The 14,232-nt window shown below is 39.8% G+C and carries 10 protein-coding genes; 9 read left to right on the plus strand and 1 reads right to left on the minus strand.

The window, feature by feature from the left end:
- Window positions 1–6 precede the first annotated feature (6 nt).
- The 8 genes from leuD (at window position 7) to LXM54_RS24255 (ending at window position 11,935) form a co-directional block, all read left to right on the plus strand.
- Window positions 7–609, plus strand: coding sequence for a 3-isopropylmalate dehydratase small subunit (gene leuD / locus LXM54_RS24220; protein WP_233318319.1), 603 nt, complete (start codon window positions 7–9; stop codon window positions 607–609).
- 180 nt (window positions 610–789) lie between these two features.
- Window positions 790–1,815 carry a tetratricopeptide repeat protein gene (locus tag LXM54_RS24225; protein WP_233318321.1) on the plus strand — a complete coding sequence of 342 codons (1,026 nt, stop codon included), beginning with the start codon at window positions 790–792 and terminating at the stop codon, window positions 1,813–1,815.
- A 228-nt stretch (window positions 1,816–2,043) separates the two neighbouring features.
- Window positions 2,044–3,330 carry a trigger factor gene (tig, locus tag LXM54_RS24230; protein WP_233318323.1) on the plus strand — a complete coding sequence of 429 codons (1,287 nt, stop codon included), beginning with the start codon at window positions 2,044–2,046 and terminating at the stop codon, window positions 3,328–3,330.
- 365 nt (window positions 3,331–3,695) lie between these two features.
- On the plus strand, window positions 3,696–4,961 hold the full coding sequence (clpX, locus tag LXM54_RS24235) for an ATP-dependent protease ATP-binding subunit ClpX (protein WP_233318325.1): 1,266 nt from the start codon (window positions 3,696–3,698) through the stop codon (window positions 4,959–4,961).
- A gap of 175 nt (window positions 4,962–5,136) precedes the next feature.
- Window positions 5,137–6,810: an ATP-dependent protease LonB gene (gene lonB / locus LXM54_RS24240; RefSeq protein WP_233318327.1), complete on the plus strand. Its 1,674-nt coding sequence runs from the start codon at window positions 5,137–5,139 to the stop codon at window positions 6,808–6,810.
- Between the two features lie 413 nt (window positions 6,811–7,223).
- Window positions 7,224–9,551 (plus strand): endopeptidase La, encoded by a 2,328-nt coding sequence (gene lon, locus LXM54_RS24245; protein WP_233318329.1) that lies wholly within the window; start codon window positions 7,224–7,226, stop codon window positions 9,549–9,551.
- Window positions 9,548–10,135, plus strand: a complete 588-nt coding sequence (yihA, locus tag LXM54_RS24250; RefSeq protein WP_233318331.1) for a ribosome biogenesis GTP-binding protein YihA/YsxC — start codon at window positions 9,548–9,550, stop codon at window positions 10,133–10,135. Before lon ends, yihA begins: the two co-directional genes overlap by 4 nt.
- Before the next feature lie 192 nt (window positions 10,136–10,327).
- Entirely contained in the window at window positions 10,328–11,935 is a 1,608-nt protein-coding gene (locus LXM54_RS24255; protein WP_233318418.1) for a ribonuclease J, read from the plus strand.
- Window positions 11,936–11,967: 32 nt separating this feature from the next.
- Here LXM54_RS24255 and LXM54_RS24260 read toward each other — a convergent pair whose 3' ends face one another.
- On the minus strand, window positions 11,968–12,453 hold the full coding sequence (locus tag LXM54_RS24260) for a LiaI-LiaF-like domain-containing protein (RefSeq protein WP_233318334.1): 486 nt from the start codon (window positions 12,451–12,453) through the stop codon (window positions 11,968–11,970).
- Between the two features lie 345 nt (window positions 12,454–12,798).
- On the opposite strand from LXM54_RS24260, the gene hemA reads away from it, so the two are divergent.
- Complete coding sequence (gene hemA / locus LXM54_RS24265; RefSeq protein WP_233318336.1) at window positions 12,799–14,139, plus strand: glutamyl-tRNA reductase; 1,341 nt, start codon at window positions 12,799–12,801, stop codon at window positions 14,137–14,139.
- Window positions 14,140–14,232 lie beyond the last annotated feature (93 nt).

Here is a 14,232-nt window from a genome sequence, read left to right on the forward strand (position 1 = left end):
CGTCCCATGGGCGGTTTTAAGAAATTGGCCGGAAAGGCCGTGGCGATGGATCGTGTAAATGTGGACACAGATCAAATCATCCCTAAACAATTCTTAAAAAGAATTGAAAAAACTGGATTTGGACGCTTTGCTTTCTTTGACTGGCGTTATAAGGAAAATGGTGAACCGAATCCTGAATTTGAGTTGAATTTCCCTGAAAATCAAGGGGCGACTATTTTGGTTGCAAACAAGAACTTCGGCTGCGGATCTTCTAGGGAGCATGCTCCATGGGCGTTGAATGACTACGGCTTCCAAGCTGTAATTGCACCGTCATTTGCCGATATTTTTTATCAGAATTGCTTGAAGAACGGCATGCTGCCTATAGTGCTCGAAGCAGGTGAAGTAGAATACTTGTTAAAGGCGGCAGCGCATCAGCCATATACCCTTCATATAAATTTAGAAGCAGAACAGGTAGAGGATGAAAGCGGCTTTACCGCTAAATTTTCCATTCATCCATACTGGAAGAAAATGCTGATTAATGGCTGGGATGAAATCCAAATTACTTTGCAGTATGAGGATAGTATTACAGCATATGAAAACAACATTAATACATTTGAATTAGCGAAATAACAGAAAAAGAGTTTTCGAACGGTGGATGCTTGATATTGCAGAGATGGAGCTGCATGCAGAATCAAGGTATTTACACCGCAGGAAGCTCCTTTTTCTTTTTTGGAATCTTTAGGCAATGTTGCAATAAAAACCGCAACCATGCTAAACTAGCAAAAAATAGAATAATTAGGGTGTTATGACATGAAGAAACGGGATTTGACCAAAAAAGGCAATATCATCCTTTTCCCTGATTTGGACCAACGTTATTTAGAAAAAGGTTTGGAAGCTGTTCAAGACAGAGATTTCCAGGAGGCTGTTTCCTTCTTAGAGAGGGCAATGGAAATCAATCCTGATAACAGTGAGATAAAAACAGGGCTTGTTTTAAGCTATTATGAGCTGGGCATGCTGCGGGAATCCAAACTAATGGCGAAAAGCATGCTAGAGGAAGGGCAGGGCGATTACCTGCAAGTATTGGATCTATATATGATGATTCTTGTTCAGCTCCATGAATATGATGAGATTGTGTCGACTATTGAAATACTGCTTGAGGACGGACATATCCCAGCCGGAAAAATGGAGCATTTCTCCAAACTTCTCGATTTCAGCAGAAGGATGGCAGCATTAAGCGACACAGCTGAAGAGGAGTATGTATTTGAGGACATAGGCACAGACAAGCTTGAACTGTCTGCCATTCATGATCAGAATGAGATGATGCTGCTTGCAGCCAAATTAGAGAAGGCAAATATACGGCCATACATAGATGAAATAAATGAATACTTGGAAAATCTTGAAGCAAACCCATTTTTCCAGTCTATGCTTTTAAATATCCTGAAAGAGCAGGAGTATGACAAACCGATATGTATAAGGAAATTGGGCAGAGAGATGACTGTTGTCCCTGAACGTTTGGACGATATCCGTTTCCATAAGCAAGCTGTTGACATCAAGAGTGTTCTAAAAGACCAACTTGAGCATGAGAATCCAGTAATGCTCGAGAATATTAACGCATTGCTTGAACGTCACTTCTTCCTGCTTTTTCCGTTCACACTTGAAGGGAAAACGAGTGCTGTATGGGCAGCTGCCTACCATTCTATCGTTCAAGAGTACTATGGAATGGGAGCTGAAATGGGAGAGGATTTACCTACTCTTTATCATGTTTCTTTTGATGAAGTGGAAGATGCAAAAGCGCTAATTAATAGATTAGAGGAAATTTCTTATCCTAATATGTAGCTTGGATGTTGAAACAACATGAACGTATGATATAATGTAATGGTTGCATTCTTAAAATGCGAGCGTGTATAACATTAGTAGATACCTGCTTTTAGTTATATAGAGCTGACATCTGCCGAGTTATTCGGAGATGTTCGTATCAAAATTCTCTATTAAAATAAAAGTACTATCTAAACAACTGTTAGAAGTATTGAAAAGTAGAATAGATTGTTGGAGGGAAATATAGTTATGTCAGCAAAATGGGAAGCATTAGAAGGGAACCGTGGTGTTCTAACAATTGAATTGGATGCTGAAAAGCTAAACGAAGGTTTAGACCTTGCATTCAAAAAAGTAGTAAAAACAGTTAATATTCCTGGATTCCGTAAAGGGAAAATTCCTCGTGGAATGTTCGAACAACGTTTCGGTATTGAATCATTATACCAAGATGCAATCGATATTCTATTGCCTGAAGCTTATGCTAACGCAATCGATGAAACAGGCATTGAGCCAGTTGATCGTCCAGAAATCGATGTAGAGCAAATCGAAAAAGGAAAAACACTTATCTTCAAAGCAACTGTAACTGTTAAACCAGAAGTTACTTTAGGTGATTACAAAGGCCTAGAAGTAGAAGCTGTTGACACGAATGTTACAGATGAAGATGTAGATGCTGAAATCAAAGCATTGCAAGAAAAACAAGCTGAATTAGTTGTTAAAGAAGATGGGAAAGCTGAATTAGGCGATACAGTTGTTATCGATTTTGAAGGTTTCCAAGACGGAGTTGCTTTCGAAGGCGGCACTGCTGAAAACTTCTCATTAGAACTTGGTTCAGGCCAATTCATCCCAGGCTTCGAAGAGCAATTAGTTGGTCTTGCAGCTGGAGAAAAGAAAGAAGTAGAAGTATCATTCCCAGAAGAGTATCATGCTGCTGAGCTAGCTGGAAAACCTGCTACTTTCAAAGTAACTCTTCATGAAATTAAAGGAAAAGAGCTTCCAGAATTAGATGATGAGTTCGCTAAAGATGTAGATGCTGAAGCAGAAACATTAGCAGAGCTTAAAGAAAAAATCAAAACTCGCCTTGAAGCTGACAGAAAGCATCAAGCTGAACATGCAGTTCGTGACACTGTAGTGGAAAAAGCTGCTGCAAATGCTACAATTGATATCCCATCTGCAATGGTTGATACAGAAATCGACCGCATGATGAACGAATTCGAACAACGCTTGCAAATGCAAGGAATGAACCTTGACCTTTACTTCCAATTCTCAGGTCAAGACGAAGCTGCACTTAAAGAACAAATGAAAGAAGATGCAGGACAACGTGTTCGCGTTAACTTGACTCTAGAAGCTATCGTAAATGCAGAAAACATTTCCGTTTCTGAAGAAGAAGTTACAGCTGAACTAGATAAAATGGCAGAAATGTACAACATGAGCACAGATGCTATTAAACAAGCACTAGGCGGCGTTGAGAATCTGCAAATGGATCTAAAAATCAGAAAAGCAATCGATTTCCTTGTAGAAAACAGCAAAACTGTTGCATAATAGAAGTAGATAAAAATAACTAAGGCGCGAAGTATCGTGCCTTAGTTTTATATTAGTAATAACCAACATATAATAAAGTCACAAGACTTTAATTCCCTCACTTTTCTTGTACAGGAATTTATACATATAAAAAGAGTGGCATATTTCCAGACTTAAAGCAGGCAATTCTGGTTATGCTTAAAAGAAGTACATACGTTTTACCGCAATGGATTACATGGATAGATTTATCCAAGCTGTATCATTTCCTGTACAATCGCTAATGTGGTACAATGCAATACATAACTGTTGTAAAAAAGATAAATAGATGATTAACTTTATAATCCGTGCGGTAAAACATATATATAAGAGTTTTAAGGGGTGAACACATGTTTAAATTTAATGATGAAAAAGGTCAATTAAAATGCTCCTTCTGTGGAAAGACACAGGACCAAGTCCGCAAGCTTGTTGCAGGACCAGGTGTGTACATATGTGATGAATGTATTGAATTATGTACAGAGATAGTGGAAGAGGAGCTTGGAACAGAAGAAGAAGTGGAGTTCAAGGATGTTCCGAAGCCTGCAGAAATCCGCGATATACTTGATGAGTATGTTATTGGACAGGAGCAAGCAAAGAAATCCTTATCTGTAGCCGTATATAACCACTATAAACGTATCAATTCCAACAGCAAAATTGATGATGTTGAACTGTCTAAGAGTAATATTGCTATGATCGGGCCGACAGGAAGCGGTAAAACGCTTTTGGCACAAACACTGGCAAGAATTCTGAATGTTCCATTCGCAATTGCTGACGCAACATCATTAACAGAAGCTGGTTATGTTGGGGAAGATGTCGAGAACATTCTTTTAAAGCTAATCCAGTCTGCTGATTATGATGTGGAAAAAGCAGAAAAAGGAATCATCTATATCGATGAGATTGATAAAGTGGCCCGCAAATCAGAAAACCCGTCTATTACAAGAGATGTTTCTGGTGAAGGTGTGCAGCAGGCATTGTTGAAAATCCTTGAAGGAACTGTTGCAAGTGTTCCGCCTCAAGGTGGGAGAAAACATCCGCATCAGGAGTTTATCCAAATTGATACAACAAACATCCTTTTCATCTGCGGCGGTGCATTTGATGGCATCGAGCCTATCATTAAAAGACGTCTTGGTCAAAAGGTAATTGGGTTTGGCGGAGAAACGAAAGTGGAAGAAGTGGAAGACAAAGACTTGCTTTCAAAAGTACTTCCGGAAGACTTGCTTCGTTTTGGTCTTATTCCGGAATTCATCGGGCGTCTTCCTGTTATCTCAAGCTTAGGACAGCTTGATGAAGAGGCGCTTGTAGAAATACTGACAAAGCCGAAAAACGCTTTAGTGAAACAGTACAAAAAGATGCTTGAACTAGATAATGTTGAATTGGACTTCGAAGAGGATGCCCTAAGGGAAATTGCGAAAAAAGCAATTGAAAGAAAAACAGGTGCCCGCGGACTTCGTTCCATCATTGAAGGCATTATGCTTGATGTGATGTTTGACCTTCCTTCACGTGAAGATATCGTCAAATGCATTATCACAAAAGAAACAGTCGCGGATAACGCTGCTCCGAAACTTGTATTAGAAGACGGAACAGTTGTTGATAAAGAAACGAAAACATCTGCATAACAACAGTTAGCTGTAACTTAAGGGCTGGAATCCTCCGTGGATGCCAGCCCTTTATTTGTTTGTTTTAAGATAATCTAACCAATTCTGTGATTTTTTCCATTAAAATTTGTTTATTCCAACTCTGGGAAGGAGATACTACTTCCTATCAGCAAGATATAATTCAGGAGGTAATAATATGAGTTGGACAGAGATTGCTTTATTTGTACAACTATTCTTTGGCATCATAATCGGTCTGTATTTTTGGAACCTTTTAAAAAGTCAAAGAACACAAAAAGTATCAATTGATCGGGAATCAAAAAAGGAAATGGATCAACTGAGAAAAATGCGTTCTATCTCATTGACAGCTCCGTTATCGGAAAAGGTTAGACCGACAAGCTTTGAAGACATTGTTGGTCAAGAGGATGGCATCAAGGCATTGAAGGCTGCTCTTTGTGGTCCTAATCCGCAGCATGTCATCATATATGGACCGCCTGGAGTCGGGAAGACAGCTGCAGCGAGGCTTGTGCTCGAAGAATCGAAAAGAAATTCAAAATCTCCTTTTAAAAAGAGTTCTGTTTTTGTAGAGCTTGATGCAACTACTGCCAGATTTGATGAAAGAGGTATTGCCGATCCGCTGATTGGTTCAGTTCATGACCCAATATACCAAGGGGCTGGAGCGATGGGACAAGCTGGGATTCCTCAACCTAAGCAAGGTGCAGTAACGAATGCCCATGGAGGAGTACTATTTATTGATGAGATAGGTGAACTTCATCCAACGCAAATGAACAAGCTCCTCAAAGTCCTGGAGGATAGAAAGGTGTTTCTTGAAAGTGCGTATTACAATGAAGAAAACACCCAAATCCCAACACATATACATGATATTTTCCAAAATGGTCTTCCAGCAGACTTTAGACTGATTGGAGCGACAACAAGAACACCGAATGAAATTCCTCCTGCTATTCGTTCCAGATGTATGGAAGTATTTTTCCGTGAATTAACAGCAGACGAGGTCGTAAAAATCGGCAAAAAAGCCGCTGATAAAGTGCGATTGGATATTAGCGAGAAAAGCTTAGAAACATTGGCTGAATATGCACGCAATGGGCGCGAAGCAGTCAATATTATTCAAATATCAGCAGGCCTTGCGATAAGCGGTGATCGTACATACATTAAAGACGATGAATTAGAATGGGTTATCCATTCTAGCCAGCTTTCTCCAAGAATGGAGCGTAAGATAAACGATGTATCCCACGTCGGTATAGTCAACGGCCTGGCAGTACATGGTCCAAATATGGGGGCACTCCTTGAAATAGAAGTGACTGCTATACCTGCAGAAAAGGATAAAGGCTCTATCAATATTACGGGAATTGTAGAAGAAGAAAGCATTGGCGGCCAAGGCAAATCAATAAGACGGAAAAGCATGGCTAAAGGATCGATTGAAAATGTCATAACCGTACTAAGGTCAATGGGTGTTCCAGCAGACCAATATGACATCCATGTCAACTTTCCAGGTGGTGTCCCAATAGATGGTCCATCGGCAGGGATTTCAATGGCTGCAGGCATTTATTCAGCCATCTATAAACAACCGATTGACAGAAAGGTAGCAATGACGGGCGAAATAAGCATCCATGGAAATGTGAAGCCTGTCGGCGGTGTGTTTGCAAAAGTGAAAGCAGCACAGAAAGCCGGTGTCAGCACTGTCATTATCCCTGAAGAGAATATGCAATCTGTTCTCAAGGAGATTTCGGGTATAACGATTATCCCAGTTGCATCGTTTAATCAAGTGCTGGAGCTTGCTTTGCTGAAAGAAGCTCCAGATAACGAGGAAGCAATACCTGCTTCGATTAATATATCTAAAAAGGAAAGTGTATAACTGATAAATAGCCCTGCACTAAAAATTGTTGATTCTAACAAATAAAAGTGCAGAGCTTTTTTTATATGAGTAAATGCCAATTAATTTAACAGCAGGCAAAGATGCTTTATAATGTAAGCGACAGAAGGTTTGCTAATTCTTTTACAGAAAAGAGACATAATACAGCCCATTTGTTAAAATAATAACATTATGACATAAGTAAGAGTGGTAACTTACAACTTATACAATCATGCAATATTTCAATACGAATACAAGAACATCGGCAAGCATGCTTACAATTCTTAAGTAAAAATAATGAGGGCAAGTGAGTTCTATTTCCTTTTTTCCTATAATAACCCTAGTTAATAGACACTTTTTCCTAAATAGGATAGAATTGTACAAAGTATGAAATGCGATGCTGGAGGTGCAACGTCATGGAGGAAAAAAAGAATACATTAGTACCCCTCCTGCCGCTTCGAGGATTACTTGTTTATCCAACAATGGTATTACACTTGGATGTTGGTAGAGAAAAGTCGGTGCAGGCACTTGAAAAAGCAATGGTGGAAGACCACCTGATTTTTCTAACAATGCAAAAGGATATTGATATTGATGATCCTGCTGAGGAGGATTTATACAAGGTTGGAACACTGACTAAGGTCAAGCAAATGCTGAAGCTTCCTAACGGTACAATTCGTGTCTTAGTGGAAGGTCTGAAGCGTGCCGAATTAGTGGAGTTGTCGGAAGAGGACGGCTATTATGCCGCATCTCTTAAAGTGATGGAAGAGAACACTTCTAAGGATGTAGAGGACGAGGCATTAATGCGGACAATGCTTCAGTACTTTGAGCAATACATAAAAATCTCCAAAAAGATTTCCAGTGAAACGTATGCAACTGTTTCTGACATGGAGGAACCGGGAAGAATGGCTGATATTATCGCCTCCCACTTGCCGATTAAATTGAAGGAAAAACAGCAGATTCTGGAAACATTAGATAATAAAGAGCGCATGAATCATGTGATTGATATCATTCATAATGAAAAAGAAGTCCTTAACTTAGAAAAGAAAATAGGACAGCGTGTGAAGAAATCCATGGAAAGAACGCAAAAGGAATACTATTTGCGTGAGCAAATGAAAGCGATCCAAAAAGAGCTTGGCGATAAAGATGGAAAAAGCGGAGAAGTCAGTACACTAAGCGAAAAGATAGAGCAGGCCGGAATGCCTGAGCATGTTAAGGCTGCAGCGCTGAAAGAATTAGACCGTTATGAAAAGATTCCGTCTACATCAGCAGAAAGCTCTGTTATCCGAAATTATATTGACTGGCTCTTAGCATTACCGTGGAGCAATGCGACAGAAGATGATTTAAATATAATAAAAGCTGAAAAAATCCTTGATCAAGATCACTACGGTCTTGAAAAGGTGAAGGAACGGGTTTTGGAATATTTGGCCGTTCAAAGCTTAACCAATTCCCTTAAAGGACCAATCCTTTGCTTGGCAGGACCTCCGGGAGTCGGAAAAACGAGCTTAGCACGCTCCATTGCTAAATCTCTTAACCGAAACTTTGTACGCATCTCCCTCGGAGGAGTCAGAGACGAGTCTGAGATTAGAGGTCATAGAAGGACATATGTCGGGGCGATGCCTGGCCGCATCATTCAAGGGATGAAAAAGGCAGGAACCATTAATCCAGTATTCCTATTGGATGAAATCGATAAAATGTCGAACGACTTTAGAGGAGACCCTTCTTCTGCAATGCTGGAAGTGCTAGACCCAGAACAAAACCATAACTTCAGCGATCATTATATTGAAGAAACTTATGATCTTTCCAATGTAATGTTCATTGCAACAGCTAATAATTTGGCAACTATTCCAGGACCGCTTCGTGACCGTATGGAAATAATAAATATTTCCGGATACACAGAGCTGGAAAAAATCCATATTGCCAAAGATCATTTGCTGCTTAAACAGATTAAAGACCATGGACTTACAAAAGGACAGCTGCAAATCAGGGAAGATGCCATTCAAAATATTGTCCGCCATTATACCCGAGAAGCAGGCGTAAGAAGCTTGGAGCGTCAAATCGCGACGATTTGCCGCAAAACAGCGAGAATGATTGTATCAGAAGAAAAGAAAAAAGTAATTTTAACAAGCAAAAATGTGGTAGAATTTCTAGGTAAGCCTATCTTTAGATATGGTCAGGCAGAACTTGAGGATCAAGTTGGTGTTGCGACAGGACTTGCATACACGACAGTCGGCGGAGATACGCTGCAAATAGAAGTATCATTAGCTCCTGGTAAAGGTAAGCTTGTCCTTACAGGGAAACTGGGTGATGTTATGAAGGAATCAGCACAGGCAGCATTCAGCTATATTCGCTCTAAAGCGGAAGAGCTGGGCATTGACTCGAAATTCCATGAGAAGTATGACATTCATATCCACGTCCCAGAAGGAGCGGTGCCAAAAGATGGACCGTCCGCAGGTATTACGATGGTGACAGCTCTTGTTTCCGCACTGTCTGGTAGACCGATTAAAAGAGAAGTAGGCATGACAGGGGAAGTAACGTTGCGCGGCAGAGTTCTGCCAATTGGCGGTTTGAAGGAAAAGTCACTCAGCGCCCATCGTGCAGGCTTGACGACCATCATTGCTCCGAAGGATAATGAGAAAGACTTAGATGATATACCAGAAAGTGTCCGAGAGGAACTGAATTTTATTCTTGTTTCTCATGTGGACGAAGTGTTAAAACATGCTCTGAACGGAAGTGTAAATTCTTGAAAGTAAATAGTGCAGAAATAGTAATTAGTGCAGTAAAGCCACATCAATACCCGGAAACAGATTTACCTGAATTCGCGTTAGCTGGCAGATCAAATGTAGGAAAGTCTTCCTTTATTAATAAAATGCTTGGCAGAAAGGCGCTTGCTCGTATTTCCTCCAAGCCAGGGAAAACGCAGACATTAAATTTTTACTTAATTAACGAAATGCTTCACTTTGTAGACGTTCCTGGCTACGGATACGCAAAAGTATCCAAGAAGGAGCGGGAAGCATGGGGCAAGATGCTCGAAACATATTTTACGACAAGAGAGCAGCTTAAAGCAGTTGTCTTGATTACAGACATTAGACATGCCCCAACTGCAGATGATGTCACGATGTATGAGTTTCTCAAACATTATGGTATACCGGCAGTAATCATTGCAACAAAAGCAGACAAAATTTCTAAATCCCAATGGCAAAAGCATTTAAAAGTCACACGGGAAACTTTAGATCTTAGCAAAGACGACCATCTTATCCTCTTCTCAAGTGAAACAGGAGAAGGGAAAGATAAAGTCTGGTCATTGCTGCAGTACCTTTCCAAAAACTAAAATGCAAAAAAGCCAAATCGGACAACGATTTGGCTTTTTTATTTATGGGAAAATCACCAGAAGGATAATAAAAAGGGCGGAAACAGGAAAAGCTATTAGCAAATCATGGCTTAGTAGGAGGAGTAACTTGTGACAAGTGAGAAACCAATATCCATATTTGCTTTAGGCGGTTTAAATGAAATTGGAAAAAACATGTACGTATTGGAATATGGGGACACAATCTTAGCAATTGACTGCGGAAACAAATTTCCTGATGAAAGTCTGCTTGGAATCGATTTAATAATCCCTGATATCAGTTATTTAGTAGAAAATAAGGAGAAAGTGAAGGCACTTATTGTCACACATGGTCATGAGGATCATATTGGCGGCATCCCTTATTTTTTGAAACAATTAAATGTACCTGTTTATGGAACAAAATTTACTCTTGGCCTTATTGAACTAAAGCTTAAGGAACATGGTCTTGCAGGGGATACAGAATTGATTGAGATTACTAATAGCTCACAATTAACATTTGACGAAATTAAAGCCGAATTTTTCAAGGTGAATCACAGTATTCCTGATTGTGTAGGCATCGTATTTCGTACCCCACTTGGAAATATTGTGCACACGGGAGACTTTAAGTTCGATCTAACCCCTGCGAATAAGGAACACTCAGATATACATAAAATGGCTCAAATCGGTTCAGAAGGAGTTTTATTGCTTATATCTGAAAGCACGAATGCTGAACGGCCTGGCCTGTCTCCATCTGAACAATTAGTAGGCAGCCATATTCTTGAAGCCTTCCGAAAAGCAGAAAGAAAAGTAATTTTGTCAACATTTGCTTCCAATATTAACAGGGTACAGCAAGTTGTGGATGCAGCAATCGATACAAATCGCAAGCTTGCTCTTCTTGGCAGAAGCATGCTTAATGTCGTGGAGGTTGCGATGACTCGTGGCTACTTACAAGTTCCAGAAGGTCTGTTAATCGACCAGGACCAGATTGAACTATTCCCTCCAGAAAAGGTCGCGATACTTTGTACAGGCAGTCAGGGAGAACCATTAGCTGCACTTGCCAGATTATCGACTGGAAATTTTCGGGGAGTTGAAGTGCTTCGCGGTGATACCGTTATTTTTGCTGCCGGTCCAATTCCAGGAAATGAAAGATATGTTTCGCGAATTGTGGACAACTTCTTTGCAATCGGAGCAAATGTAATTTACGGTTCTGGCAGCATGTCTGGCATGCATGTTTCGGGACATGGGTACCAAGAAGATTTAAAGCTTATGCTGACATTGATGAGGCCGCACTATTTCATCCCAATACACGGTGAATACAGAATGCTTAACCAGCACCGTAGCCTTGCTGAATCAGTCGGTGTAGAGGAAGGCAACACTTTTATTATCGGCAATGGTGACGTTGTCGACATTCAAGATAAAAAAGCAAGATTTACAAGAAATGTCCATGCTGGCAACACCTATGTTGATGGTGTTGGTGTAGGGGATGTCGGCGAGGTAGTACTTCGGGACCGCAAGCAGCTTGCTGAGGATGGAATGCTTGTAATCGTGCTGACAATGAGCAAGCATGAGAAAAAGCTGATTGCAGAGCCAGATACTATTTCAAGAGGCTTTGTATACGTACGAGATGCCGAAGATCTCCTTCGGGAGGTAAACCGCCTTATTAAAGAAGCAGTCATGAGCATTGACGCAAGAGGTAAAAATCAATGGGGTGCCATTAAGCAGGAAGTGCGCAAAGCTGCAGGCCAGTATATCTTCCATCAAACGAAAAGAAAACCGATGATCCTGCCGATCATTATTGAAGTATAAAAAAACAGATAGCTTTAGCTATCTGTTTTGCTTTATTTCCGTTTCGAAAGCAGAAAATATCCGCCAATAAGCAGGAATAAAAGCGGTGTAAAGAATTTCAGTGTACTTTCACCGATATGGATGAACGTAATGGAAGCCACTATTTCTTCGTAAAAAAGCAGCAAGCCTGCCAACAGTAGAAACAGCACACCATTTACCAGGCCCGAACCTGCTCTTTGATTGAAGAGAATAAACCCTAACGCGATAATCAATAAAAATGTTCCCGTATCATCCGGCCAAATCGCCAGTTTATTAACAAGGTGAAAGTGAAGGCCAAACCCTGTTAAAATCACCCCAGGCAAGATAGAGCCATGATCCTTGCCTATAAAGCCTTGACATAAAAAGGCAAGGCCAACGATGATTAGCAATGTAGGCCAAGAATAAAAGTCAGGGAATGGAGACATATTTAATTCATTTAGTAAAAAGTATAATCCGAATCCAACTAGCACAACACCAGTAAATAATTTATAAGATTTCATATTTCCTCCGTTTCCAGTAATACAAGCTTGAATACAACCGATATCTTTGTTACTGTACATTGAGTAGATAGTATTAGATAGGCTGTTTTTTGAACAGCAAAAAACAAAAAAAGCTGTTTTAATAGATGATTTTGGCATACACTATTACTAGTAAATACACATAGTATAAAACTGACTTTGCCAATAATACTATATGTTAACATATCAATTCACAATTTGTTCACAATTAAAAGCATATTTCTTGCCCATAATTAGTGTTTTTTTGTTATAATAAGTACATGTTTAGAATTATTATAAATAAAGAATCGATTTTTGGTTGAAATCCTTTGGGGGTGTCATTTACTTATGCATATAGTTGTGGTTGGACTAAATTATAAAACGGCCCCAGTAGAAATTAGAGAACGGTTAACATTTGACTCTTCGAAAATAGGGGAAGCGATGAGTCAGTTGCAAAAGAAAAAAAGCATATTAGAGAATATCATCATTTCTACTTGCAATCGTACAGAAATTTATGCTGTTGTCGACCAATTGCATACTGGTCGTTATTATATAAAAGAATTTTTGTCTGAATGGTTTGAGATTGACCAGTCAGAATTCAGTCCATATATATTTGTATACGAACAGGATGGAGCTATGAACCATCTTTTTCAAGTTGCGTGCGGATTAAATTCTATGGTGGTAGGGGAAACTCAAATTCTTGGGCAAGTGCGTGCAAGTTTTCTAGAAGCCCAATCCATTCAGTCTTCTGGCACAGTCTTTAACCAGTTGTTCAAGCAGGCTATTACGCTTGCGAAAAAGGCTCATACAGAAACAGATATCGGTGCTAATGCAGTTTCTGTCAGCTATGCGGCTGTAGAATTGGCGAAAAAGATTTTCGGAACTTTAGAGAACAAAAATGTACTCATATTAGGTGCGGGGAAGATGGGCGAGCTGGCAATTCAGAACCTGTACAGCAATGGAGCTAAAAACGTGACGGTCATTAACCGCACTTTTGAAAAGGCACAAAGCCTTGCAGACCGGTTTGAAGGTCAGGCGAAGTCATTGAGTGAGCTTCAATGTGCATTGATTGATGCTGACATTCTTATCAGCTCTACTGGTGCAAGCTCGTTTGTCATTACGAAAAGTATGATGAATACAGTGGAAAAGATTCGCAAAGGTAAACCGTTATTTATGGTTGATATTGCTGTTCCTCGTGATTTAGACCCTGCACTAGCAGAGTTGGATAGTGTGTTTTTATATGATATAGATGACTTGGAAGGGATTGTGGAAGCAAACCTTCAAGAGCGTCAAAAAGAAGCAGCAAAAATCATGCTTATGATTGAAACAGAAATTGTAGAGTTTAATGAATGGCTTCATTTATTAGGAATCGTTCCAGTGATTTCTGCCCTTCGCGATAAAGCTTTGGCAATCCAGGGAGAAACGATGAAGAGCATTGAAAGAAAGCTGCCTCATTTAAGTGACCGTGATAAGAAAGTCTTAAATAAACATACGAAAAGCATCATTAATCAAATGCTAAAGGATCCAATCCTTCATGCGAAAGAACTTGCCTCTTCCGATGATCGAGAAAAGGCGATGGAGCTGTTCGTTAAAATTTTTAATTTAGAGCAGGATGTCCATTCTCAAGCAACAGTTGTGAAGGAAGACAAGAAAACAGTTTCTTCTTTACAGCCAAACTTTCAAGGTTAAAAAATCAACCTGAAAGCTAGATTGTTTATAAGAGTTTTGGCATTATAGTATATGGAAGCAATCTTTACACAAGGCCTTAATTGTTAAAGGGGA

Origin of the sequence: Bacillus sp. Au-Bac7 (assembly GCF_021341655.1) — a bacterium.
GTDB lineage: Bacteria > Bacillota > Bacilli > Bacillales > Cytobacillaceae > Niallia.

Coding starts and splice junctions, on each gene's coding strand:
- leuD (WP_233318319.1), top strand. CDS start 7: ATGGGCGGTTTTAAGAAATTGGCCGGAAAGGCCGTGGCGATGGATCGT.
- LXM54_RS24225 (WP_233318321.1), top strand. CDS start 790: ATGAAGAAACGGGATTTGACCAAAAAAGGCAATATCATCCTTTTCCCT.
- tig (WP_233318323.1), top strand. CDS start 2,044: ATGTCAGCAAAATGGGAAGCATTAGAAGGGAACCGTGGTGTTCTAACA.
- clpX (WP_233318325.1), top strand. CDS start 3,696: ATGTTTAAATTTAATGATGAAAAAGGTCAATTAAAATGCTCCTTCTGT.
- lonB (WP_233318327.1), top strand. CDS start 5,137: ATGAGTTGGACAGAGATTGCTTTATTTGTACAACTATTCTTTGGCATC.
- lon (WP_233318329.1), top strand. CDS start 7,224: ATGGAGGAAAAAAAGAATACATTAGTACCCCTCCTGCCGCTTCGAGGA.
- LXM54_RS24255 (WP_233318418.1), top strand. CDS start 10,328: ATGTACGTATTGGAATATGGGGACACAATCTTAGCAATTGACTGCGGA.
- LXM54_RS24260 (WP_233318334.1), bottom strand. CDS start 12,453: ATGAAATCTTATAAATTATTTACTGGTGTTGTGCTAGTTGGATTCGGA.
- hemA (WP_233318336.1), top strand. CDS start 12,799: ATGCATATAGTTGTGGTTGGACTAAATTATAAAACGGCCCCAGTAGAA.